This window comes from Fimbriimonadaceae bacterium (assembly GCA_019454125.1).
Lineage (GTDB): Bacteria > Armatimonadota > Fimbriimonadia > Fimbriimonadales > Fimbriimonadaceae > JALHNM01.
On sequence record CP075365.1, the window covers coordinates 974,610 to 998,484 of the forward strand.

Sequence of the window (23,875 nt, forward strand, 5' to 3'; positions counted from 1 at the left end):
CGACAGGGCGCAGCCTTTAAGGTAGGGCGGCAGCAAGGGGCCGCCATAACGACCACCTCCAGGCCAAAGGTAATCTACCATTTAAGAGGCTGGGATTCACTTGAATTCTCACAACCCCAGCAACGATGCTGTGGGACCTTTAGCCGCATCCGTCCCTTGGCACGTCGACGGGCCCCGCTGATCGCCCGGGTCGGATAGAATCGGGCGGAATGGCAGGCGCGAACCAAGGACAGACCGTGAAGCTCACGATCAACGACGTCGAAATCGACGTGCCTCAAGGCGAGTTGATCGTTGAATCGGTCAAGCGGCTTGGACTTGAGATCCCGATTTTCTGCTACCACCCCCGGATGAAGCCCGTGGGAATGTGCCGCATGTGCCTCGTCGAAGTCGGCTTCAAACAACCGGACGGGTCGGTCCGCAAGATGCCCAAGCCCCAAGCGGGGTGCACCCTGCCTGCAAGCGAGGGGATGGTCGTCTATACCGACACCGAACTTATCCACAACGACCGAAGGGGCGTCCTCGAGTTTCTCCTGGCCAACCATCCTTTGGACTGCCCGATCTGCGACAGGGGCGGTGAGTGCCCGCTGCAGAACAACACCTTGGCCTATGGCCCTTCCACCAGCCGCTTCATCGAGTTGAAGCGCCACCTGCCCAAGGCCTTCCCGCTCTCCAAGTACGTCACCCTGGACTTGGAGCGGTGCATCCAGTGCGGCCGTTGCGTCCGCTTCACCGAGGAGATCAGTGGCGACCACGACCTCGCCTTCCGCTTCCGCGGCGCAGAGATGCAGCCGAGCACCTTCCAGTTGACGGAGTTCGAGAGCAAGTTCAGCGGGAACGTGATCGAAATTTGCCCGGTCGGCGCTTTGACCTCCGCCCGTTACCGGTTCCGCGCCCGCCCTTGGGACCTGGAAACCGCGCCGTCGGTCTGCACCCAGTGCTCCAACGGGTGCAACACCTGGTTCGACCACCGCGTCGGCCGCTTCGTGCGCGTCAACGCGCGCACGAACGAAGCCGTGAACGAGGATTGGACGTGCGACCGTGGCAAGTTCGGCCACGACAACTACAACTCGCCGGGACGCCTCACCACCCCGCTCGTGCGCCAAGGGGAGGGCCTCGCCGAAACGGGCTGGTCCGAAGCGTATGAAGCGCTCTTCCAAGGCTTCGAGCCCGGTGGAGCGGAAGTGGCCGGTCTCGTCGGGCCTGAAGTCTCGAACGAGGCCCTCTTCCTCTTCGCCAACCTCTTCCGAACCGCTTTCAAATCCCCGAACCTGGACTACCGATGGCGGCAGAACCTCGTGCCGGCGGGCCAGTCCGTCTCGGCCCGCTTGGGCGTCGAGCCCGTGCAGGGCCGCATCGCCGACCTTGAAACGGCCGGGTCGATCCTCGTCTTTGGGACGTCGCTGGCCGACGAACTCCCGATCGCCTACCTGCGCGTCCGCAAGGCGGCCACCCACCACGGCGCCAAAGTCGTGGTCGCCACCGACCGCCCGACCGAGGTCGAACGGTTCGCAACAGTCACCTTGCACTACCGGCCGGGCACCGGCGCCACCCTCGCGGCCGGTCTGCTCGCACAGTTGGTCAAAGACGGCCGTGCCGAATTCCCGCCCGCGACCCGCGACGAACTCGCCAAGTTCGACGCCGCCCGGGTCGAGAACGAGACCGGGGTCTCGCAAGGCGGCTTGCGCGCCGCCGCGGCCCTCCTGCCAGGCGCGCGCGTCCTCACGAGCCACGCGCTCTATAACTTCCCGGACGCCGCCAGCGTGATGGAGCACTTGGCCGGGATGGCCATGGCCACCGGCGGCCGCTTCGATTGCTGGGCCACCGGCGCGAACGACCAAGGCGCTGAGGAACTCGGCGTGCGGCCGGACGCAGTGCCGGGCGCGACCGGCCTGGATACGCGGGCCGTCCTCGAAGGCTGCGCCACGGGCCGCATCAAGGCGCTCTGGCTCTTTGGCGCGGACCCCTTCGTTTTGCACCCGGACCAAGACCTGGTCCGCCGTGCCCTGGAGACTGTGCCGTTCCTGGCCTATGCCGGCTCGCTCACAAACGAGGCCGTGCACTACGCCAGCGTCGTCCTCCCCATGGCGCTGCCCGCCGAGGCGGAAGGGACGTTCACGAACTGCGAGCGCCGCGTCCAACTGGTCCGGCCCGCGGTGCCGCCGCCGGGGCTCGCCAAGCCCGCCTGGCGCATCGTGAGCGAGTGCCTGCTCCGCGCCACGGACCAAACCCCGTTCTTTAACCCGGCAGAAGTGCTGACCAAAATTGCGGAAACGGTGCCCGCGTTCGCGGGGATCGGTGCGGATTCCCTGGCCGGCGAAGGCTTCTTGCTCGGCGCGCGGTCCGGTGCGTCCCACGCCGAGGCCGTCGGGGTAGGACAAGGCGCCTGACCTCCGGGTAAAGTCCCCGCGTTGAATCTGCCGGCTTACGTTGAGGCACTGTCGCAAGGAGGCTCCGGTCCCCTCGGTATCCCTGGCCCCTTCTACCTGGCTATTTTGCGGGTGCTTATCCTGGTCGGCGCCACACTCACGCTCGTTCCTGGGCTCATTTGGTTCGAGCGAAGGCTCCTTTCCTGGATGCAGGACCGCCAAGGCCCGAACCGAACGGGGACCATCACCTTCGGCACCTCGTTCCTGGGCATTCCGATTCCCAAGGGCCTGCAGGGGCGAAAGATCCAAACGTTCGGGCTCTTGCAGCCCATCGCCGACGGTCTGAAGCTCTTCCTCAAGGAAGACATCACCCCCGCCAACATTGACCGCAAGGTTTATTTCATAGCCCCGTTCGTCGCGCTCTTTCCCGCCTTCACGCTCGGGGGCACGCTCCCCTGGGGAGCGACCCACCTGCCGTTCTCGGCGGTGGCGGGCGGCCTTTACAGCCATCTCACCCCGGTCGCCGACGTCGAGATCGGCCTGCTCTTCGTTCTCGCCATCTCCAGCCTCGGCGTCTATGGCGTCGTCCTCGCCGGCTATGCGAGCAACAACAAGTACTCGCTGATGGGCGGCCTGCGCGCGTCGGCGCAGCTCATAAGTTATGAACTGGGCATGGGGGTCTCCCTCGCGTGCATCGCGATGGCGGTCGGTTCGCTCAAGATGTCCGAGATCGTCCGCGCGCAAGAAGGCCCCCTTTGGGGCGCGTTCCCGGTCGTGCAAAACTGGTTCGTCTTCACACCGTTCGGCTTCGTAAGCTTTGTGGTCTTCTTGGTCTGCATGATCGCGGAGACCAACCGCGCGCCCTTCGACCTTCCCGAAGCTGAGAACGAACTCATCGCCGGCTACCACACCGAGTACAGTTCCATGAAGTTCGCGGTTTTCTTCATGGGTGAATACGCCGCGATGTTCATCTTTAGCGGCATTCTTTCCGCAGTCTTCCTTGGCGGCTATAACCTGATGCCTTTCCGGTGGGAATACCTTGCGGAAGCGGTGCCGGCAGCCCGCGGATTCTTCCAGAACATGGCGTGGGCGAACTACTGGCTCGGACCCCTAAGTTTCGTCGCAAAGTGCGCGGCGGGCATCGCGCTTTACATCTGGATCCGCGCCACCTTGCCGCGGCTTCGCTATGACCAACTGATGAACCTGGGTTGGAAGACCTTGCTGCCCGTCGCAGTGGCAAACTTTATCATCGTCGGGATCTGGGTCGTCTGCACAGAATTGTACGGTGCGGCGGGCGGATGGGCGGCCGTCCTCGCCGCTTTTGTCGTGGTCGCTATCCTCTATACCAACGTCGTCGCCGCCGTGCAGAAGGCCGCGCCGGCCTCCGCCGGGCCGCGCCGCTCGATCCGGCTCGTTAAACCGGAGGGCAGATGAACGCGGGCAAAGTAGTCTTCTTCATCCTCGCGGCGGTCGCGCTGCTCTCCGCCCTGGGATTGGTCGCGTTCGGCAAAAACCCGGTGCGCGCCGCGATCATGCTTGTCCTCAATTTCTTTACGCTGGCGATCATGTACTTTTCGCTAGGCGCGCAGCTACTGGGCATCACGCAGATCATGGTCTATGCGGGAGCGATCATGGTGCTATTCCTCTTCGTCATCATGGTTTTGCAGAACCAAGGTGCGATGGAGCGGATCGAGGAAAAGACGCGTGACCGCAAAGGAATCCTCGCGCTCTTGGGGGCGCTGGCCCTTTGGCTTATCGTCCATGTTGGCGTGATCGTCCCTATCTCGACTTCAAGGGGCTCGCGCGTCGCGGACGATTATGGGTCGCCCCAAGCGATCGGCACCATCTTGTTCACGACGTATGCCTGGCCCTTCCTCGTTGCGAGCGTGCTACTCCTAGTCGGAATCGTCGGCTCGATCTTGCTGGCTAAGAGGAGGCTATAAGTTGATCGCTTTTCAAGTCCCTGTCGGATATTGGCTCTCGCTCGCGGTCGCGATGTTTGCGATCGGTTCTGCCGGCGTTGTCATCCACCGGAACCCGGTCGTGGTCTTCATGTGCATCGAACTCATGCTGAACTCGACAAACCTCGCGTTCCTGACAATGGCCCGGTATCAGATAACGGCTAACCAGACCGACACGCTTGCGACCCAATCTTCGATGCACGGGCAGATGATGGTGATCTTCGTTATGGCCGTCGCCGCGGCGGAAGTCGCCGTCGGACTAGGCATTATCATGGCAATATTCCGTCAAAGAAACCAGGCGGACGTGGACGATATGAGCACAATGAGGCTGTAACGGAATGAGCCCGGATTTCTCGAACGTCTCGCTCGTCATCTTATTCCCGTTCTTGGGCTTCCTCGTCCAAGCACTGTTCGGTAAGGCGATCATAGACACCTTGGGCACGAAGATCGGCCGAACGGTCTGCGGAGCGCTCGCCGTGCTTCCGATCTTCGCCTCGTTCCTTATCGGTTTGGGCCTCACCGGCCAGCTCGCAAACTTGGGGGAAGAAAGCCGATCCGCGATCGTTACTTTCTTTGATTGGATAACCCTTAAGAGTATCAGTATCCCATTTGAGCTTCGCGTCGACCCCTTGTCGATGACGATGGTGCTCATCATCACGGGAATCGGCTCGCTCATCCATCTCTACGCGATGGGTTACATGTCCGATGAGCGCGACTACGCGCGGTTCTTCACGTACATGAACCTCTTCGTGACGGCGATGCTGATCCTGGTGTTAGGGAACAACTTGGTCCTAACCTTTATGGGTTGGGAAGGGGTCGGCCTCTGTTCCTACCTGTTGATCGGCTTCTGGTACAAGGACGTCGCGAACAGCAAAGCCGCCAACAAAGCGTTTATCGTTAACCGGATCGGCGACTGGGGCTTTACGCTCGGCATGTTCGGAATCGTCGTCCTTATGGCGGCGAACCGCGGTTCGCTCGGAATCACGGACTCTCGCTGGTTAAGTTTCGACATCATCCTGCCATATGCGCACCAGATTCTGGAGAACCACCCAGCTTGGGCCACTGGGATCGCCTTGCTCTTGTTCGTAGGCGCTATGGGCAAGTCCGCCCAGTATCCTTTGGCCATATGGCTGCCCGACGCGATGGCGGGCCCGACCCCAGTCTCCGCACTCATCCACGCGGCGACAATGGTCACTTCAGGTATCTATCTGCTCACAAGAATGAGCGAATGGTTTGTGGCTTCGCCACTTGCCATGGCCGTCGTTGCCGGAGTCGGCGCGCTCACCGCCCTTATCGGTGCCATCACCGCTTTCGGACAGACCGACATCAAGAAAGTCCTCGCTTATTCTACGGTTTCGCAGCTGGGCTACATGTTCATCGGTTGTGGCGTTGGCGCGTTCTATGCCGGCATGTTCCACGTTGTCACCCACGCCTTCTTCAAAGCACTTTTGTTCCTTGGTGCAGGCGCGGTCATCCACGCCATGGCCCACGACCAAGACATGCGTAATTATGGTGGCCTATGGAAGAAGGTTCCGATCACCTTTTGGACCATGGTGGCCGGCTGGGGCGCGATCGCCGGCATCCCCTGGCTCTTTAGTGGTTTTTGGTCGAAGGAAGCGATTCTTGGTACGGCCGTTAATTCGGAAAACCCGTATGGTTTCGCCGGACTCACGGTCGGTGCCTGGGCGGGATGGGTCGGCTTCGGCGTCGCTTTTCTCACTGCCTGCTACATGACAAGGATGATGATCCTGACCTTCGCCGGAAAGGAGCAAAGGTGGAGGATTGCGCACGCGGTCGAGCACGCGCACGATGACCATGGTCACGCACACGCCGCCGACCACCATGAAGATCATGCAGGGCACGAACTCTCCCCGATCTTCTTCGCCTCTACAGCGGAAGCAGAGGCGGAACAGCTTGCCTTGCAGGAAGACCACCATCACCACCTTGACGAGCACCACGAGCCGCACGAGGTGCCCCCGGTCATGTGGATGCCGCTCGTGGTCCTAGCCATTTTCTCGCTGGGTTGGTTCGGCTACTTGCTCTACGAATCGCCGCAGTTTTCGCTCGAACACTGGCTTGGTTTCGCCCATGGACATGGTGAAGAGGGCCACCACGGCCCGGTTTCCCACACCACGTTACTGTTGATTTCTGCCGTCACATCCCTCGGCGGCATCGCCCTCGCCTTCGCGCTTTATTGGAAGAAACTTCCCGAGCGGGAAGGCTGGGACATGGCCAAGTGGAACCCGGTGCAAAGGTTCGTCGGTGGAAGGGGAATCGACATCACTGGGTTTTCATTGTCCGTCGGCAATATGCTGGGCAGTTTGAGCAAAGCCTTCGACGCGACGATCGACTTCGTGGTGAATGGGGTCGGCATGGTTTCTAAAGGCCTTGGAGGCGTCGGGCGCTTAGTCCAAACGGGTTATGTCCGAGCCTATGCTTTGCTGATGCAGATAGGCGTTATCCTGCTGGTGGGGTACGTCATCTTAACGATCATGATGCGAGGAATGCAGTAGGCTCATGGTGACGCAACCGACCGGCTTCGGACTGATAAGTCTCTTGCTCCTTGTTCCCTTGTTGGGCGCGCTAGCCATTTCGTTCGTCCCAGAACAATTCAAGGGTGGGATCAAGGCCGGCGCGATGGTCACGAGTCTTCTGACCTTCTTCGTCAGCATAGGCGTGCTTGTGCAGTTCGATTCGAACACGTTCCACTTTCAAATGGTGGAGTTCGTGCCGTGGATCGACCAATTGGGCATCCACTACCGGGTCGGCATCGACGGCATCTCGATCTGGCTTGTCGTCCTCACGACGTTCTTAAACGTGATTGCGGTTTGGTTCAGTACATACATCGAGCAACGCGTCAAGGCATATTTCGTCATGATGATGCTCTTGCTGACGGCAATGCTTGGTGTTTTCGTTAGCCTCGATCTCATCCTGTTCTACACCTTCTTCGAGGCTTCGCTGATCCCCATGGCCGTTATGATCTGGATTTGGGGCGGGGCGAACCGCAACTATGCGGCCACAAAATTCTTCGTTTACACCTTCGCCGCATCGATTTTTATGCTCGTCGGCATGATCGCGATGGCCCAACTTGCCGCCAAGGCGACAGGCGTCTTAACGTTCGACATGGTCGCCCTTCAAAGCTTGGTCGCAAACGGCAAACTTTGGACCGGCGCGATGCAGATGCAACCCTTGATCTTCTGGTCGTTCGTGATCGCCTTTATGGTCAAGTGTCCGATGTTCCCGTTCCACACTTGGCTGCCGGACGCGCACACCGAGGCGCCGACCGCCGGCTCCATCATCCTTGCCGGCGTGCTCCTCAAGATGGGCACCTACGGCTTCCTGCGGCTGACTTTCCCCTTCTTCCCAGAGGCTACCGTGGCTGCGGTGCCGATCATCGTCGGGCTCGGCGTGGTCGGGATCTTGTACGGCGCGATCGTCGCGGCGATGCAGCCGGACGTGAAGAAACTGGTCGCCTACTCCTCCGTCGCCCACATGGGCTTCGTCGTCATCGGGCTGTTCTCCCTTAACCATTCGGGCGTCATGGGCGGCGCCTACCAACAGCTCAGCCACGGCATTTCTACGGGTGCCTTGTTCCTGTTGATCGGCCTGCTTTACGAGCGGATCCATACGCGGCTCTTCGCAGACATGGGCGGCCTCAAGGCGCGCATGCCGATCTACTCGGCGCTCTTTCTCATCACGATGTTGTCATCGGTCGGCCTCCCGGGCTTGAACGGCTTCGTCGGCGAGTTCCTCGCCATGCTCGGCCTCTTCGAGTCGAGCGCGGCAAACCTTTTCGGGCTGAACCTAGCGCTGCCGGCGCTGGCCGGCATCGGGGTCATCCTCGCCGCCGTGTACCTGCTTTGGATGTTCCAGAAGGTCTTCTACGGCAAGGTGACCAACCCGATGCTCGAGCGTATCCGCGACATCAAGGGTTGGGAGATCGCGATGGTCGGCTGCCTCGTCGTCTTCATGGTCTGGGGCGGGCTCTATCCGAACACGTTCTTGAAGCCGATGGAGCGCGCGATCCAGGCGGCCCGCCTGATGGCCGTCAACCCGCCCGGCCAGCGCCCGGATTGGGCGGACCCCAGCATGGAGATCGACGCCTCCGGCGACTTGGTCAGGATCATCCCGCGGTCGCCGGACAACCCAGACGCCGAGCCGATCATCGTGAGCGTCATCGCCCCGGCGAACTATCACAACGACCTAGCCCCAGAAGAGCGAAACCCCGTCCGCGAAGCGAGGCGATAGAGCCTAGGCCCGCACCCGGCAAAGCCCGCAAAATCCGGCCGCGCTTGGTATCCTGCCGCAGTCCATGGAGCAGACCACTCTCGTCCTTATCAAGCCTGGTGGAGTCCAGCGCAACCTCATCGGTGAGATCACCCGACGCATCGAAGCGCGACAGCTGAAGGTGACCGGCCTTCGGCTCATGCGCGCGGACCGGGCGATCGTCGAAGAGCACTACGCAGAGCACCGCGAGCGCCCGTTCTTCAAGGACGTCTGCGACTATCTCACGAGCGGCCCGGTGGTCGCGATGGCCGTGCAAGGCACGAACGCGGTGAAGGCGATCCGCGCGATGATGGGCGCGACGAACCCGCTGGAGGCCGAGCCGGGCACGATCCGCGGCGATTTCGCCCTCACGATCGAAGACAACTTGACCCACAGTAGCAGCGACGAGTCCGCGGCAAGCCGCGAACTCGCCCTATGGTTCCCGGAAGGAACGGTCGGTTAAGCAGCGAAGACGTTGCTTCGGGCCACGTTCAACGCCCGCCCATGGACGAGCGCCAGGACGTGGCCCGTTTTCACAAGGCTGATGTCGAGGTGGACCACCTCGTCAGCCCCGCACTTGCGGAAGAGAGCCTGCACGTAGCGGGAGTTCCCGTCATTGATGGTGGCGTGGACCTCGTCCATGATGCGCGTGGCGAGCTTTACGCCAAAGGCGTTGTGCAGCGCGTGTCCGCCGAAGCCGACGCTGAACTGCTTGCTCGCTTGTTCGGTGAAAGCGACGATCCCGTCGCGGCTTAGGACAAGGGCGGAGACAGGCAGGCTCCCAAAGGGCGAAGCCCCCGACCTGCCCGCACCATCAGGTTGAAAGGTGCCGTTCCGATCTGGATCCAGCGTGCAGAGAACGAGAGAGCCGATGACGGCACTCAAGGAATCCACGACCTCCGACCGCGCGAACGCGGCAGAAAGCGCAGACCGATTCGTGAGCCCCGTCTTCAGCCGAATTCGGCTCCAATAGGTGCCGAGTGTGCCAGATTTAATTTGCAGCCGGTCACATATGAGCCGGTCGCTTAATCCTTGGCAAGCCAAGGTGAGAATCGCAGATTCTCGTGTTGATAGTAAAGCAGTACGCATGATGTTCCAAGGCGAATGATGTGGCGGACGTTGAAATCCGCAAAGAATACGACGCCAAGTTCCTACCCGTTTTGTTCATTTCGCTGGAGATTTTTTGCAAACGCCCGTTGCGCGAGGGCAAAGACCAGCGCGACTGGAAGCACGGCCAGAGTCGTCATCGCCATCATCACCCCAGCATTTGCCCCCTGCTCTGAACTCGCGAGCTGGAGCGCATAGCTCACCGGCATTTTTCCCGGAGAATTGATATAGATCAATGGCCCGGAAAAGTCGCTCCACGAAGTAACAAACGTCCAAACTGCCACGACGCCGAGGGCCGGTACCGCCTGCGGGAGTGAGACGCTCGCGAAGATTCGCAGAGGGCCTGCACCGTCCAGGCGCGCGGCCTCCTCAGTTTGCGCAGGAAGCGTCGAGAAGAACCGCGTGAGAAGAAAAACAGAAAACGCGCTCCCAAAGAACTCGGGCAGCCACAGCGGCACGAGGGAGTCCACGAACCCAAGGTTTCGCCAGAGGAGGAATTTGGGCACCATCGTGACCGCGCCAGGCAGCATCAAAGTTGCGAGCAAGAGCCCGAAGAGCACCGACCGTCCCGGGAACCGGAACCGAGCGAAACCATAGGCGACGATAGCCGAGCTCAAGGTCGCCCCGAAGACGCGCAGGCTGACGAGCCAGAGCGTATTGCGAAGGGGGGCCAAACCCCATTCAGCCTCCGGCGGGAGCGCCCTCACAGCCGAGCGATAGCTCTCGAACGTGTGATCCCAAGCCGGTGCGAGCGTGTGCCCCCCAAGGCTCACCACGACCATCCATAAAGTAGGCAGTGCGAAGAGGGCGCACACTCCGAGCACCGCGAGGCCGCGGCCCCACGCCTCCTCCCCTCGCGAGGATGAAGGTCGGAGCAGGGCCAGCACAACAAGGGCGAGGCCGCCGGCGGCGCTTCCGGAGACCGGCCATGCCCCCAAGAGCCAAGCGCCCTGCTCGCCCGAAATCCCTGCGCCAATGAGGAAGAGCGCGGCAATCGTTGCCGCGAGCCAGGCACGCCGCACCTTCGTGCCGTATTCGGGCGACGTTTTGCCCGCTGCCCACGCGAACGAGGCGAGATGCACTGCATAGGCGCCCGTCACGAGCCCTGCCCAAGCCGTCCAAGGGAGGACGGGCCAAGCGACCGGGACGACCGGCCGCGGCAAGACGGGCCGGTCCGCGAAGGCGAGCGCAGCGAGCAAGAGCGCGCCCGCCGCCGCGCGCACACCCGGGACGCTCCGGCGTACGAAAAAACTCCAGAGTGCGAAAACGGTCGCCGCCCACCCGGCAAGATCCGCCACGGCGGACATCAAGCTCAAAAAGGTCATGCCCCGCCTCGGTCGCCACTCCAAAGGCGGGCGATCGCGAACTGGGCGAGGGTCGCGAGCGCGGCGACGACGAACACGACCCAAGCTAGCGCACTCGCGTAGCCCAGCCGTAGCTCGGCAAACCCGGACACGAACACCTGGTAAACGGGGAAGAGCAGCGAATCGCCCGGCCCCGCCCCCGCCCCGGTCGCGACATACGCAGTATCGAACGTCTGGAGCGCCCCGATGACGCCCGCGACCGCCGTGAAGGCAAGGATGGGCGCCAGATGGGGAAGAGTGACGGCCCGGAACCGGGCGCCGGGGCCGGCGCCATCGATCTCGGCAGCGTCCTGCAGGTCGCGCGGCACCCGGCGCAGCCCGGCGAGGAAGACAAGCGCGCCCGAGCCCGCGCCCCAAAGGCCAAGCGCCACCAGGGCCGGCTTCGCCCACTCGGCGGAGGCGAACCAGCCGGGCGGGGGAAGCGACTTGCCAAAGACCGCGGTCCAGGTGGCGTTGACAGCCCCGATAGCGGGATCGGGGTGGAAGAGCCACAGCCAAAGGATGGTCGTGGCGACTGCGGGCAAGATGCTGGGCAGCCCCACCACCCAACGCACCGCACCGCCGAAACGCGAGGCCCAGTCCATCACCAAGGCGAGCCCAAGCGAGGCGAAGACGCTGAGCGGCACGCCGACCCCCACCAGGTAAGCGACGTTGCCGAAGGCGTGTGCAGTGCGCTCGCGGTCGGGCCCGAAGAGCTCTCGATAGTTGGCGAGGCCGATCCAGCGCGGGGGTTCCACGCCGTTCCACAAGGTCGTGCTCAGGACGAGCGAGGCCACTAGGGGCCCGATCGTGAACAGGATCGCGCCGACCAGCCAAGGGGCGACCAGGAGAAGCCCCCAGCGGGCCTCCCAGCGACCGAGCGGGCCGAGCCTGCGCCAGCCAAGCCCACAGGCCGTGAGCGCGGCAAGCGCGACGGCGGTGCTGCCGAGCACGACCGGCGCGCGCAGGTCCGCACGGGGGGCCCTCGCGAGCCGCGCGCGTTCATCGAGCGCGCCTTGGATCTGGGCTTGCGCGTCCGCCAGGGCTTCGGTCGCGTTCCGCTTCCCGGCGAGGAACGCCTCCGTCGCCCGGTTCTGCTCTTGCCAGATCGTCTGGCCGATCGCCGAGCGCGGGCGCGAAGCAGCCACCGCCAGGAGCTGGAAATGAGTCTGGACCGCGGAAGCCGTGCGAGCGTCCTTCGGGTTGAACTCCGCCAGGGCCTCCCGGTTCGAAGGGATGTGGGCGCTGGGACGCGGATAGGTGGGCAGGCCGCGCGCGGCGTCGCTCGCCATTTGTGCCCGCCGCTCGATGCCGCGCCCCTCGGTGCTGGTCGCAAACTTGATGTAATCCCAGGCGGCTTCCCGGTGTCGGGCCCCGCGCGGGATGCAGTAGGCAAAGCCGCCCACCCAAGTCCGCGCCTGGCCAGACTTCGCGTCGGCGGGCATGGGCGGCGGAGCGACGCCGAAGTCAAGGTCGGGGGCTGCGAGGAGAAGCCGTCGGAGCGACCAGTCCCCATCGATCTTCATCGCGACCTGGCCCCGCGAGAATGCGTCCGCCGGGGACGCGCCGGAAGTCACGGAGAGCGTCCGCGAAGCCTCGTAACCTCCGGCGAGCCCGTAAGCCTCCCCCATGAATTCCAGCGCCGCGCGTGACCGCTCGTTCTGGAGGACGCATCGCTCGCCGTCCAGGACCGGCGCCTGCTTCTGCAACGCGAAGAGCGCGAAGTACGAGTTGCCGACCAGCGGCAGGAACCCGTACCGGCCCTTGCCCGTGAGAAGGCGACTGACGGCAAGCGTCTCGTCCCAAGTCGCGGGGGGGCGGTCCGGCAGGCCCGCTTCGCGGAAGCGGGACCTGTTCCAATAAAGCGCGCGCGTGTCGCACTGGATCGGCACCCCGTAGAGCTCACCGTCCCAGCTGGCCTCGTCCCAAGCCGCCGGAACGTAGTCCTCGCGCCGGGGGGCGGCAGGGTCGGGCCTGTCGCGCGCGACAAGGCTTTCGAGGGACTCGAAGGCCCCTCTGCTCGCCCAGTCCGCCACTGAGAATCGGTCTTGGTAGACCACGTCCGGGGGATCGCCCGCGAGCAGGGAAGTCATGAGTTTCTGGGGGTTCATGCCCCCCAGTCCCATACCGAGGACTTCGATCTTGATGTTCGGATTGCGGCGCTCAAATTCGCGCACGACCTCGGCCTGCCCCACGTCGTCCAGCCCCAGGTTCAAGCCCCACACGCGCACGACCGTGCGGCTGGGCTCCTGCCTCTGGCACGCCGGACCAGACAGAAAGAGGGCAGCGAGGAAAATTGCGCGCCCAAGGCACTTAATCGCAGCCAACCCGTGTATAATTCCCTGTGACGGCGACCCGTTGCCGTCGATTCCAAGGCCTAATACCAGTTTACTGGTAGCGGGGGACCCGGTTCCGGGGTGAATCGTCCACTGTGACGAAGGGTGGTTCTTGGCCCTAACCCGTCAGCTAACCTCGTCGGCCGATGCAAGGATCAGGCGCGATCGCGCCTGGAGGAGGAGTTAGCTGGATCGCGTCTCGACTAAAAACCGTAAGCGCTCGCACAACGGCGTGCTCTCACAGCGCTCGGCGATTGGCGGGCACGGTCTTTGGGTCGCACCCACCGATTTTGACGGCCAAACCACAACGAGGCTGACTGGTCGGATTGCGCCTTTGCACCTCCCAGCCCGTCCGTTTTCCGCGTTGCCCCACGCCACCACAGGGGTCTATACGCGCGGCGACGGCGTCGGGTGATCCCGAAAGGTGCCCGGGCCCCTCAACGTCGAGGGGCCACCGGGCTTGTCCGCCTCCTGACGATCGCCCAGAGAAGGTCGGAGCCCAGCCGCCATCCCGCGAACTTTGATATCGTCCCGGGCGTAGCTCTGCTTGGAGCCAGAACCCTTCCGTGCCCGTGATGAAAAAACCCTCGCCGATGGTGGCCATCTGGCTCACCGTCTTCTTCGACTTGATGTCCTTCGGCCTGGTCATCCCGGACGTCCAGCTCCGAGCGGAGAACCTCGGCGCGAAGGGCGCGATGGTGGGTCTCGTCATCGCGATCTATTCGATCAGCCAGTTCCTCTTCTCGCCGTACCTGGGCAGCCTGAGCGACCGGCACGGGCGGCGCGTGGTGCTCCTCTTCACCTCCATTTTTTCCGTGCTCGCTGCGTTCGCGTACAGCTTCTCGCACTCGATCTGGATCATGCTTGGTGCTCGTTTCCTGTTGGGCCTTAGCGGGGCTAGCCTCGGCGTGGCCTACGCTTACATCTCGGACGTCACGGCACCGGAGAACCGGGCCGCCGCGATGGGCAAGATAGGCATGGCGTTTGGCGTGGGCTTCATGATCGGGCCACCGCTCGGCGCGTACCTGGTGACGGCCGGAGGCGGGCAGCCCTTTCTCCTCGGCGTGGTCTCAGCCGCCTTCGCGTTCGTCAACCTCTTGTTCGTCTATTTCTTCCTGCCCCATATCCCACCGAAGAAGCGGGAAAGCGCGGGCGGGCTCCTGGGTGAGATGAAGGCGGTGGGGCAGGCGCTCCGCACCCCTGGCCTCAGTGTGTTGCTGTTGATGTTCTTCGTCGCGAACTTTGCGTTCTCAAACCTGGAAAGCACGTACTTCCGGCTCGCCAAGGACGTGTACGCCATCAACCAGCAGCAGACTTCGTTCGTGCTCGTCTACGTGGGTTTGGTCGCGGCTGTGTTCCAAGGCGGCATGATCCCGCGGCTCGTCGCCGGCTTTGGCGAAGTGAAGCTCCTGCGCGTCGCGTACCTTTTGCAGGGCCCGGCGTTGGCGCTCGTACCGTTTACTCCAATATGGATCCCGCTCTTGATCGGGGCGCTGTTCCTGGGCGTGGGCAATGGCATGGCGCAGCCAAGTCTGAGCAGCCTTCTCAGCCGCAATGCGCCTGTGACCTTGGTCGGCGGCATTTTCGGCGTGCAGTCCGCCCTCGGGGCCATTGCCCGCATCTTCGGCCCGGTGCTGGGCAACCAGCTTTACGAGGTGCGGCCCTGGGTGCCGTACGCTCTCGCCGGTGCCCTGATGCTGGCCCCTCTGGCCCTGGCCCAGACCATCCCCGACCCGACCTCTGGGCCCGGAAGCGCGGGAGAACCCGCCGCCGAACCTTTGGTATGATCCCCGCAGTCATGGCGGGTTGGGGGATGGCATTCTTCAGGGTGGGCAGTGCCCGCTGACCGCCGGGACGGGTTCGTCGGCTTCCTGGGATTGCTGGTCTTCCTGGCCGGTGTCGGGCTGGTCGCCTTCACCTTCTACCGGGCATTCCAGATGTTCTCGACCCCCCCGCGGATCCAACTCGGGATCAGCGTGAACGAGCCGATGGACCTGAACGCCGTTGCCTCGAACTTCTTGAACGTGGTCGTCCAAGTCTTGCTCCTAGCCGTGATGGGCGGCATCGGGTCTTTGATCGCGAACCGGGGAGTGAAACTGTACGCCGCCTCGCGCGGAGCGGAGGACCCGGCCCCCAAACGCGACCGCAAAGAGCCCAAGAAGGCCGAACCGGCCCCCCAGGGCCAGAAAGACGGGACCTAGAAGCCCGGCGGCAGAGGTATCATAGCGATCCCGTCGGGATGTGGCTCAGCTTGGTAGAGCGCTGCGTTCGGGACGCAGAGGTCGCTGGTTCGAATCCAGTCATCCCGACCACTAGTTTCCTGATGGCCTTGCCCTGCCCTCGGCAGGGTTGAGAGTCGGGGCGACGTCCAAGCAAAAAAGGGAGAGTGAGGACATCCTCACTCTCCCTTTCCTCTTCCGGCAGGCCGGGCTAAACGCCCGGAGGGGCGAGGTAGGGTACCCGGCCCGAAGCGAAGAAATAGCGCCACGCAGTCAGCGCGTCCGGCACTGGGCGTCCTTCAAGGCCTTTCTGGTCAAGCGTGCCCGCTTTCTTCAGCGCTTGGGTCGCCTGGGCGGACTGCTTGGCGGCGAAGAGCGCCGCTGCCTGGGCGTAGTGGGCTGCCGCATAGTCCGGCCCGGCGGCCACGGCCGCGTTGCCGGTGCGGACCGCGTCCGCCGTCTTGCCGTCCATCAAGTTTACGAGGGTCAGACCGGTGAGAACTTCGAACGACTCGGGACGGGCCGCGGCGGCGGCGTCCAGGTACGCGCGGGCGATGGAGCGCTGGTACTCGGCCTCGTCCGACTCGATGCCGGGCTGCACCGCAAAGGCGATCGCCTGGTTCGCGCGCTCGATGTAGAGGTCCCAGCTCGCCGGCTCCGCCAGCAGCCCGCTCTCGAAGTGGTTGCGCGCTTCGTCGAAGCGGTTGAGGAGGAAGTAGAGCGCGGCCAGGTCGTACTGCACGACGGGGCTCTGCCCCGCGACGTTCAGCATGTCCGAGGCGAGGTTCGCCATCGTCTTCGTGTCCCGACGCTTCAGCGCAAGGTAAGTCTGGGCCGACTTCACGGTGACGCTTGCGGGATCGGAGAGGATCGCTTCCTTCTCCATCTCCAGGGCCGTCGCCACGTCGCCGAGGTAGGCGTGGGCGGCGGATTGGATCGCGTAAGTCGACCCGTCCGGAGCCCCGTACCGGGCGAAGTCCTTCATCGTCTGCGCGAGGCCGCGAAGCCGCACCGCGCGGAGCTGGGCGTAGAGAAGGCGGTTGCCCACCGCCGTGTTCTTGAAATCGGCGCGGAACGCGGGCTCTAGCATGGAGATCGCGCGCGAATAGCGCCCGGCTTCGATCAGGGCGTCCGCGAGCCTGAGCCGGTTGGCGTTGTTCGGCTCGCCGATGGCGTCGATCGTCAGTTCGTGAGACTGGGCACGGGACTCGGCGGCCGCCTTCAGGGCGCGGCCAATGCTTGCCACCGTTTCCATCCGGTCGCCGGAGCGGTTGAAGGTCGCAAAGGCCCGGCGTAAATGGACCGCACTCAGCAGATCGCGGGCAGCCGCGCTCTTGGGGTCGTCCTTGGCCGCGTCCTCGACGTACTTTTGGGCGATGTCAAAGGCGCCGAGGCCCATGTTCGCCCGGGCCATCACCAGGCGGGCCCGGTTGTCCTTCGGGTCGATCTTGAGCGCGATGCGGCCGTGCCCGATCGCCTGCTCCCACTTGCTGTCGGCCAGCGCGGCCTGGGCTTCCTCGATTTGAAAGTCGATGCCTTTCTCGATTCCATTGTCGACCTGCAGGCGGTAAGTCTGTTTGGCGCTCGCCCCTTTCTCGGTGTAGGCGGCAAAAGTGACCGTGAGGGGCCCCTGCTCTTCGGCGAGGGTGTCGAGCTTGAACTCGTACGGGCGGCTGGAATCGGTGCCCCGCAGGTCGTCCCCGACGTAGAACTCAACGCTGGTGACAAGGTCGTTCGACTGGACCGTCACCAGGAAGTTGAACTCGCCGGAGATCGAGTCTCCCTCTTTGACGTTCACGCTCAACTGGACCTGGGCGGCGGCCAAGGTGGCCAAGGCGCAAAGGGACGCGGCGATTACGGATCGAAAACTCATAAGAACGCTCGGTTTGTACCGGGATTATGACGCGACGCCCGGCGAGAAGATTCGAGTCTATCTGTCAGACGAACTTGAGGCGACGCCAGTGTCGCCAGGTCCTCCAAGCGTAGGAGAAGAGGTTCAGGGGGTCCCGGAAGACGTCGACGATCGCAGGCACGACCTCCGCAGGCCGACGCCGACGCACGATCATGGAGAGGTCGTAGCAAAGATATCCCAGCCAGGTCGCCGCTACCGCGAACGTGAGCCCTGCGCCCGGGAGCGAGGCGAAGCCGAGAAGGTCCTCAAGCAGGCACAGGACGCCCGCGGCAAGCAGCCCCAAAAAGTACAGCCCGTAGTACGAGAAGTCTCGTCCGGCCACGGCCGTGTAGAGCACGACAAGGACGGTGCCCATCGCCAAGCCGGCCGCGAGCCACGGCTCCGCGCCCGCCAAGACCTGGCCCCAGAGCAAGAGCACCGCCAGGAGGACGACGACGTCCAAGACGACCAGGGTCGGCGTGCGCTTGCCCACCACGCGCAGAAAGGAGAGCGCCACCATCGAACCGAGCAGGGCCGACCCCGCCAGCCGGGCGTCGAGGACGGCGCCAAAGCTCATCGAGACCCCCGCCAGCGCGACGCACAGGGCCTGGCCGAACGCCACGCGCCGCACGAATTCGACGCGCACGCCATAGCGGTGCTGGGTCACGTTTCCGGGCACCGTCACGGGCTCGGGGAAAAAGGGCTGGAGGTACACCTCTGCCCCCTAGGATATCCGCCTTTCGCAGAATGCTCCGCCGGATAGAATCACGGCATGCATCAGCTCGGATTGGGATAGGTTTGGTCAGCGCAGCATCCTTGTGGGCGAGGTACGGAGCCCTGTCCCTCGCCATTCCTGAAGCAGTGCTGTGGGCATTGCAAATGACGGCGAGCTCGGTTTTGGCGCATGTCTTCGGACGACGCATGCAACGTGAGCATACAGTCAAGCAATCGTGAGCGGGATGAACGCACCAAGCGATCCCCCAGCTTCCCAAAGCCTCTCTTAGCTGGCCCTTAGCGCCAGACCTGGGCCACGACTCTAAGCCTTGGCCATCGCGACCGGCGTCAACGTCCGCTTCGGCACCGACGGAGCGGCGCTCTCCGGGCGGACGATCTCGCGATATAGCGAATCCCGCTCGATCGGTTCGCGGCCGGCTTCGCGGATCATCGCGCACATGTTGGTGTAGGTCAGCGCCTGCGTCTTGTTCCCGAATTCGCCTTCCTTGTAGGTGATCTCGTACTCGTGCACGAGGCCGTCGGTGTCGTCTGCGCCGTACCAGAGCGACATCTGGGTGACCTCGGGGGTGTTCATGATCCAGAAGCTCTTGACGTGCTCGAAGTTGTCGAGCATCAGGCGAGCGACGGCGATGTTGCGCAGGTCGGTGTAACCGGTCTGGGGCTTAACGTGCTCCAGCTCGGTGGCCTCCGGGTGGAAGCTGAGGGGGGTGTAGCAGACGAAGTGGCCGGTCTCGTCCTGCAGCTCGCGCAGTTGGCGCAGGTGGTCTGCGCGTTCCTCGTCCGTCTCGATATGGCCGTAGAGCAGGGTTGCGTATTGCTTCAGGCCGAGCTTCGCTGCGGCGCGGGCGACCGACTTCCAACCCTCGCCGTCCATCTTACGCCCGAAGAGCTCGCGGTGGACGCGGTCGCTGAGCACCTCGATCCCGCCGCCGGGCAGCGAGTCGAGCCCGGCCTCGATGAGGTCGCGCAGCGCCTGCTCGTGCGAGACCTTGCCGACCCGGGCGATCTCCTCGATCTCGATCGCGGTGAAGGCCTTCACATGGACGCCGGGCAGAGTCTCCTTCACAGTCCGGACGAGGTCCATGTAGTACTGGTAGGGCAGGCGCGGGTTGATGCCTCCGACCATATGGACCTCCGTGATCTCGACGTCCCGGTGCCATTCCAGCCGCCGCTTGACTTCTTCGATGCTGAACTCGTACGGGTCGGGCCCGCCCTTCTTGGCATAGAACGAGCAGAACTTGCAGAACTTGTTGCAGATGTTCGTGTAGTTGATGTGCTGGTTGCGGACGAAGTACGTCCGCGCCCCGTGCAACCGCTCGCGCACCAGGTTCGCCATATAGCCGACCGCGGTCAGGTTCGGGTGCTGGAAGAGCCGCACGCCTTCCTCGACGCTCAGCCGCTGCCCGGCGTCGACCTTGGCGTAGATGTCCATGAGGTCGGCGGGGACGATGCGTTCGGGGGCGATAGCCATCTGTTCTTAGCTACGAAGGGTACCCGGCACGAGTTTTCAATCCCGGGTGAAAGTTCCCCCTTCCATGAGGGGTCGGCCGCTCTCTTCCCATGTCGACCGACCGGAAGAGGGGAGCGTCACACGGAGACAATCGGGCTCTTGGAAGGTTCTGTGTTCGCCATCACGACCATAAGCAGGCTCCAGCAAGCCTCCACGAGCATCGCAAGCGGGAATTGGAGCGGCAGCGGCAAGGTGTACAGCGCCGAGAGCACAGGAACCCAGACCAGCCAATTCATCACCTGGATTGAGAAGACCCGGTCTCGATAGACCTTCCATGAGAAGAGGCCACGTAGCTGCGCCGTGCGAAAGCCGGACTCCTTCCAAAGAAGGGCCCCCACCGAGAGCGGCACAAAGAGGAGCGGGGCGAAGACGCCCATATCCACCGCCAACTTCTTCGCCACGGTCAAAAGGTCGTTCGAATGGCCGAACCAGACGCCCTGCATCGTGTAGAAAACGTCCACGACCACGCCCAGGACGCCATAGACCAAGCCGACGAAGAGGGCGTCCGCGGGCGAAAGGCGCGGGCGGCCAGTCAGGAGCTTCGCGATCTCGGGCAAGACGCCGCCCGCCACGAACCCCGCTACGAACGCGCCGCCCAGCCCCGCCGCGAGCTTGACAGCCATCACCTTGTCCGCGATGGGCCGCATGGGCGGCCAGACGAAGTAAGCGACCGCGACCGCGATGGCGAGAGCCTGGATGAGGAGGATGGCGGGGAGGTTCTTGGCTGCGGCGGCTGCGCCTTCCCGAAACGCCCTTCGAATCGCGCCGCCTTCGTTCGCCACCCGGCAGTTCTACTCAGTCTCGGTCGGCCGTCTCCGGGTCTGGTCGTCTAGTTTCTTGTGAAAGGGGCCGTGGACCTTATCAAGAAGTCGTTCCAAGAGTGGACGAAGGACGAAGCCCCCCGGCTGGCGGCCGCGCTTGCGTTCTATGTCGTCCTAACTCTGGCTCCGACCTTGCTCCTTGTGATCGCGGTCGCCTCTATCGTCTACGGCGAGCAGGCTGTGCAGGGCGAAATTTTTGGCCAGATCGAAAAGTTCGTGGGCGCGGGGGCGGCGGAGACCATCCAATCCCTGCTCGCGAACAACCAACGTTCCGGTTCGGGCCCCTGGGCTGCGGCGATCGGTCTCGGAGCGCTTCTTTTCGGCGCCTCGGGTGTGGCCGTGGAACTCCAGAGCTCGCTGCGGAAGATCTGGGGTGGCGACCCACCCGCAGGCGGGCTCTGGGTGATGCTGAAGGAGCGCGGGCTCTCGCTGCTGTTCGTGCTCGTGGCGGGCTCGCTCCTTCTCGTTTCGCTCCTCGTAAGTTCCGCGCTTCGCGCACTTTCCGAACGCGTCCTGTTCCTTGGCGATTTTCAGTCCGAGGTCGCGTACGGACTCGACATCGTCACCTCCTTTGTCGTCAGCACCGTGCTGTTCGCGTTCGTCTTCAAATTCCTCGCGAACGCCAGACTGGACCGGCGCGACATCCTCTTCGGGGCGGTCCTCACCGCGCTCCTCTTCAACATTGCCAAGTACGCGCTCAGCCTCTACTTGGGCAGCAGTCTGGCCGCAGGTTTTGCGGGGGCGGGCTCGTTCCTGGCGCTGCTTATCTGGATCTACTTTGTGGCGCAGATCTTCTTCTTCGGCGCGGAGATGACGAAGGTGCGGGCGCAATCCGAGGGGCGGGCACTCAGGGGGCCGCGGCCCGCGCCCTAGGCGGGGACGACGACGCCGAGGTTGGCGAGTGCGTCGCTCATCTGCTTGGCGGTGTCCCCCTTGGGGTCGATCCAAACCGCCTGCCACCCGCAGGCCACCGCTCCCTCCACATAGGCCGGGATGTCCTCGAAGAAAAGGCACTCGTCCGCCCGGATCCCCGCCGCGTTCTCAAAGGCCCGATAAATCTCGCAGCTCGGCTTGTTCGCGCCGACCAGGTGCGAGGCGACCTTGACCTGTAGGTCCACCAGGGCGGGAAACCGTCCGTTCTTCACGAGGTCGTCCCAATGAAGCGCGTTCGTGTTAGAGAGGCAACCCGTGACGAGTCCGGCCCGGCGGACGGCTTCAACGACCCGGTCAGTCCCGGGATAGGGTTCGACCAAGATGTGGCAGTGGGCCGCTTTGGCTTCTTCGGGAGCAACGCCCAGGTAGGCGGTGAGCGCCGCCAAATAGGCAGCTTCATCCAGAAGCCCGGCCTGGTATTCGTCGAACCCTGCGAAGTCCTGCAACCGGCCAAGGGGGGCGGCGGGAACAGGGAGCCCGGCGGCGGCCAGCGCCTCGTCCCATGTCTGGCATATCCGGGCCATCACCCCGCCGAGGTCAAAGACCACCGCCTTGATTCCCATAGCCCTGGGGTGCTTATACCAGGCGGGCAGGCCTGGAGCCAGGGGTAAATTGCCGGTGTGCGGGTTTTGGTCACGGGCGCGGCAGGGTTCCTCGGTTCGCACCTCGTCGACCGCCTCCTGGCCCGTGGCGACGAGGTCGTGGGACTCGACAACGGCTCGACCGGCCGCTGGGAGAACCTGCGGCCCCACGCCAACCTCCGAATCCTCGAAGGGGACGCCTGTGACCCCCTTTCGGTCGACGGGCCCCTTGAGGGCATTGTCCACATGGCTAGCCCAGCCTCCCCGGCGGACTTCGCCCGAATGCCTCTGGAGATCCTCCGCGCGAACTCCATCGGAACCGAGCGGTGCCTCCAGTTGGCCATGGAGAGAGGGGCGAGGATGGTTTTTGCCTCGACCAGCGAGGTCTATGGCGACCCCGCCGTTTCTCCACAGGCAGAAGCGTATTGGGGCAACGTCAACCCGGTCGGCCCTCGTAGCCCTTACGACGAGTCCAAGCGCTTTGGGGAGGCGATGGCCATGGCCTACCACCGCCTCCACGGGCTCTCAGTGGGAATCGCGCGCTACTTCAACACGTTCGGGCCCAGAATGCGCGCGGACGATGGGAGGGCAGTGCCCACATTGATCCACCAAGCCCTACGGGGAGAGCCGCTCACGATTCAAGGCACGGGCGAACAGACGCGCTCGTTCGGTTACGTCGACGACACCATCGAGGGCACGCTCCTACTGCTCGATTCGCCCTTAGTGGGCCCTGTCAACATTGGCTCGGAGGAAGAGTTGACAGTGCTTACACTAGCCAAGACCATCTTGGTGGCGACGGGTTCGGCGAGCGAGATCGTGCACGTACCGGCACCACAGGACGACCCGAGGCAACGCAAGCCGGACCTTACGCGCGCACGTCGCGAACTTGGCTTCGAGCCGCGCGTCTCGCTCGAAGACGGCCTTTCGCGAACGATCGAGTGGATGCGCGAATCGAACGGTGACCGCGCGCAAGCGCTCGCCTAAGTGTCGAGCCCGCGGCTTCGTAGGAACTCAAAGCTCTCCGCGACGGCGTCGAACGGATCGCCCGGCGACTGGTCCAGCTCAATGATCGCGTACTCGACTCCGGCCTCCCGCGCGGCGGGAATAATCGCGCCCCAATCCAGCTCGCCCTGCCCGACGGGGAGGAAGCGGTCCTTGTCGCCGTCCTTGAAGTGGGTCAAGGGCACGCGCCCCTCGATCCTGCGCAACCAGGCCGCGGGGTCTTGGCCCGCCCGCCACGCCCAATAGAGGTCGAGCTCCGCGTGCAGCCCGCGCGGATTCGTCGACCACAGCCGCTCGTATCCAGGCACGCCTTCTTGCAGGTCAAATTCGAAACTGTGGTTATGGTATGCGAAGCGCAAGCCGAAGGGTTTGAGCGAATCCGCGACCGCCGTGAAGCGGGCGCCCAGCTTGTCCCAGCCCGGGCCGTATTCGCTTTCGCCTACTGCGGGCACGACCAAGAGGCCGGCGCCGAGGGTCTGCGCCATGACCACCGTCTCCGCGAGGCGCCCCTCCAGGTCTCCCAAGCCGACGTGGCAAGAGATGGTGTGCAGCCCGTTCTCATCCAGCAGCGCGCGGAACGCGGCCGGATCGAGGCCGTGCAGGCCGGCGGTCTCGACGTACCTGCATCCAATCTGGGCGAGCCGGGCCAGAGACCCCGCCGTATCGGCCGCCAAGGGGTCTCGCAGGGTGTAGAGCTGTGTCCCGATGCGCACGGCCCATCTTGGCAAAAGCGGTCCCGGCAACGGTCGAGGGACCTAGCGTCCCAACCGACCGGGTTGGGAATCGCGTAAAAGCGATTTAGAG

The 23,875-nt window shown here is 63.9% G+C and carries 20 protein-coding genes and 1 tRNA gene; 12 read left to right on the top strand and 9 right to left on the bottom strand.

The features are described from left to right. Positions 1 to 209: 209 nt before the first annotated feature. The 7 genes from nuoG (at position 210) to ndk (ending at position 9,056) form a co-directional block, all read left to right on the top strand. Positions 210 to 2,387: an NADH-quinone oxidoreductase subunit NuoG gene (gene nuoG, locus KF733_04835; GenBank protein ID QYK56810.1), complete on the top strand. Its 2,178-nt coding sequence runs from the start codon at positions 210 to 212 to the stop codon at positions 2,385 to 2,387. A 78-nt stretch (positions 2,388 to 2,465) separates the two neighbouring features. Further along, positions 2,466 to 3,800: an NADH-quinone oxidoreductase subunit H gene (locus KF733_04840; GenBank protein ID QYK57155.1), complete on the top strand. Its 1,335-nt coding sequence runs from the start codon at positions 2,466 to 2,468 to the stop codon at positions 3,798 to 3,800. Continuing rightward, positions 3,797 to 4,309 (top strand): NADH-quinone oxidoreductase subunit J, encoded by a 513-nt coding sequence (locus KF733_04845; GenBank protein ID QYK56811.1) that lies wholly within the window; start codon positions 3,797 to 3,799, stop codon positions 4,307 to 4,309. The genes KF733_04840 and KF733_04845 overlap by 4 nt, the downstream gene beginning before the upstream one ends. Position 4,310: 1 nt before the next feature. Next, a complete protein-coding gene (nuoK, locus tag KF733_04850) occupies positions 4,311 to 4,661 on the top strand; it encodes an NADH-quinone oxidoreductase subunit NuoK (protein ID QYK56812.1) in 351 nt (116 codons plus the stop codon). Between the two features lie 4 nt (positions 4,662 to 4,665). Then, on the top strand, positions 4,666 to 6,840 hold the full coding sequence (nuoL, locus tag KF733_04855) for an NADH-quinone oxidoreductase subunit L (protein QYK56813.1): 2,175 nt from the start codon (positions 4,666 to 4,668) through the stop codon (positions 6,838 to 6,840). 4 nt (positions 6,841 to 6,844) lie between these two features. Continuing rightward, positions 6,845 to 8,575 carry an NADH-quinone oxidoreductase subunit M gene (locus tag KF733_04860; GenBank protein ID QYK56814.1) on the top strand — a complete coding sequence of 577 codons (1,731 nt, stop codon included), beginning with the start codon at positions 6,845 to 6,847 and terminating at the stop codon, positions 8,573 to 8,575. Between the two features lie 64 nt (positions 8,576 to 8,639). Further along, positions 8,640 to 9,056: a nucleoside-diphosphate kinase gene (gene ndk, locus KF733_04865; GenBank protein ID QYK56815.1), complete on the top strand. Its 417-nt coding sequence runs from the start codon at positions 8,640 to 8,642 to the stop codon at positions 9,054 to 9,056. Here the strand turns inward: ndk and KF733_04870 are convergent. The 3 genes from KF733_04870 to KF733_04880 form a co-directional block, all read right to left on the bottom strand. Then, on the bottom strand, positions 9,053 to 9,637 hold the full coding sequence (locus KF733_04870; GenBank protein ID QYK56816.1) for a helix-turn-helix transcriptional regulator: 585 nt from the start codon (positions 9,635 to 9,637) through the stop codon (positions 9,053 to 9,055). The genes ndk and KF733_04870 overlap by 4 nt on opposite strands. Before the next feature lie 107 nt (positions 9,638 to 9,744). Next, positions 9,745 to 11,025, bottom strand: a complete 1,281-nt coding sequence (locus KF733_04875) for a carbohydrate ABC transporter permease (GenBank protein QYK56817.1) — start codon at positions 11,023 to 11,025, stop codon at positions 9,745 to 9,747. Further along, complete coding sequence (locus tag KF733_04880) at positions 11,022 to 13,274, bottom strand: extracellular solute-binding protein (GenBank protein QYK56818.1); 2,253 nt, start codon at positions 13,272 to 13,274, stop codon at positions 11,022 to 11,024. The genes KF733_04875 and KF733_04880 overlap by 4 nt, the downstream gene beginning before the upstream one ends. A gap of 698 nt (positions 13,275 to 13,972) precedes the next feature. On the opposite strand from KF733_04880, the gene KF733_04885 reads away from it, so the two are divergent. The 3 genes from KF733_04885 (at position 13,973) to KF733_04895 (ending at position 15,691) form a co-directional block, all read left to right on the top strand. Beyond that, positions 13,973 to 15,166: an MFS transporter gene (locus KF733_04885; protein ID QYK56819.1), complete on the top strand. Its 1,194-nt coding sequence runs from the start codon at positions 13,973 to 13,975 to the stop codon at positions 15,164 to 15,166. 48 nt (positions 15,167 to 15,214) lie between these two features. Beyond that, positions 15,215 to 15,580: a hypothetical protein gene (locus KF733_04890; GenBank protein QYK56820.1), complete on the top strand. Its 366-nt coding sequence runs from the start codon at positions 15,215 to 15,217 to the stop codon at positions 15,578 to 15,580. Positions 15,581 to 15,614: 34 nt separating this feature from the next. Continuing rightward, positions 15,615 to 15,691 (top strand) — tRNA-Pro (locus KF733_04895). Positions 15,692 to 15,809: 118 nt separating this feature from the next. On the opposite strand, the gene KF733_04900 is transcribed toward KF733_04895, so the two are convergent. The 4 genes from KF733_04900 to KF733_04915 all read right to left on the bottom strand — a co-directional run bounded on the left by KF733_04900 (position 15,810) and on the right by KF733_04915 (position 20,516). Then, positions 15,810 to 17,471, bottom strand: coding sequence for a hypothetical protein (locus tag KF733_04900; GenBank protein ID QYK56821.1), 1,662 nt, complete (start codon positions 17,469 to 17,471; stop codon positions 15,810 to 15,812). A 64-nt stretch (positions 17,472 to 17,535) separates the two neighbouring features. Beyond that, a complete protein-coding gene (locus KF733_04905; GenBank protein QYK56822.1) occupies positions 17,536 to 18,204 on the bottom strand; it encodes a hypothetical protein in 669 nt (222 codons plus the stop codon). 321 nt (positions 18,205 to 18,525) lie between these two features. Then, complete coding sequence (locus KF733_04910; GenBank protein ID QYK56823.1) at positions 18,526 to 19,695, bottom strand: CofH family radical SAM protein; 1,170 nt, start codon at positions 19,693 to 19,695, stop codon at positions 18,526 to 18,528. Between the two features lie 116 nt (positions 19,696 to 19,811). Continuing rightward, positions 19,812 to 20,516, bottom strand: a complete 705-nt coding sequence (locus KF733_04915) for a hypothetical protein (GenBank protein ID QYK56824.1) — start codon at positions 20,514 to 20,516, stop codon at positions 19,812 to 19,814. A gap of 69 nt (positions 20,517 to 20,585) precedes the next feature. Between KF733_04915 and KF733_04920 the strand changes: the two genes are divergently transcribed. After that, positions 20,586 to 21,428: a YihY/virulence factor BrkB family protein gene (locus KF733_04920; GenBank protein ID QYK56825.1), complete on the top strand. Its 843-nt coding sequence runs from the start codon at positions 20,586 to 20,588 to the stop codon at positions 21,426 to 21,428. On the opposite strand, the gene KF733_04925 is transcribed toward KF733_04920, so the two are convergent. Further along, entirely contained in the window at positions 21,425 to 22,051 is a 627-nt protein-coding gene (locus KF733_04925) for an HAD-IA family hydrolase (protein ID QYK56826.1), read from the bottom strand. The two genes, KF733_04920 and KF733_04925, sit on opposite strands and share 4 nt — an antisense overlap. A gap of 57 nt (positions 22,052 to 22,108) precedes the next feature. Between KF733_04925 and KF733_04930 the strand changes: the two genes are divergently transcribed. Beyond that, positions 22,109 to 23,053, top strand: a complete 945-nt coding sequence (locus KF733_04930; GenBank protein ID QYK56827.1) for a GDP-mannose 4,6-dehydratase — start codon at positions 22,109 to 22,111, stop codon at positions 23,051 to 23,053. Here KF733_04930 and KF733_04935 read toward each other — a convergent pair. Beyond that, positions 23,050 to 23,784, bottom strand: coding sequence for a sugar phosphate isomerase/epimerase (locus KF733_04935; protein ID QYK56828.1), 735 nt, complete (start codon positions 23,782 to 23,784; stop codon positions 23,050 to 23,052). The genes KF733_04930 and KF733_04935 overlap by 4 nt on opposite strands. Between the last annotated feature and the right edge of the window lie 91 nt (positions 23,785 to 23,875).

Bases quoted from the DNA above. Each gene is read 5' to 3' on its own strand.
- nuoG (QYK56810.1), top strand. From the start codon at position 210: ATGGCAGGCGCGAACCAAGGACAGACCGTGAAGCTCACGATCAACGAC.
- KF733_04845 (QYK56811.1), top strand. From the start codon at position 3,797: ATGAACGCGGGCAAAGTAGTCTTCTTCATCCTCGCGGCGGTCGCGCTG.
- nuoL (QYK56813.1), top strand. From the start codon at position 4,666: ATGAGCCCGGATTTCTCGAACGTCTCGCTCGTCATCTTATTCCCGTTC.
- KF733_04860 (QYK56814.1), top strand. From the start codon at position 6,845: ATGGTGACGCAACCGACCGGCTTCGGACTGATAAGTCTCTTGCTCCTT.
- ndk (QYK56815.1), top strand. From the start codon at position 8,640: ATGGAGCAGACCACTCTCGTCCTTATCAAGCCTGGTGGAGTCCAGCGC.
- KF733_04875 (QYK56817.1), bottom strand. From the start codon at position 11,025: ATGACCTTTTTGAGCTTGATGTCCGCCGTGGCGGATCTTGCCGGGTGG.
- KF733_04885 (QYK56819.1), top strand. From the start codon at position 13,973: ATGGTGGCCATCTGGCTCACCGTCTTCTTCGACTTGATGTCCTTCGGC.
- KF733_04900 (QYK56821.1), bottom strand. From the start codon at position 17,471: ATGAGTTTTCGATCCGTAATCGCCGCGTCCCTTTGCGCCTTGGCCACC.
- KF733_04910 (QYK56823.1), bottom strand. From the start codon at position 19,695: ATGGCTATCGCCCCCGAACGCATCGTCCCCGCCGACCTCATGGACATC.
- KF733_04925 (QYK56826.1), bottom strand. From the start codon at position 22,051: ATGGGAATCAAGGCGGTGGTCTTTGACCTCGGCGGGGTGATGGCCCGG.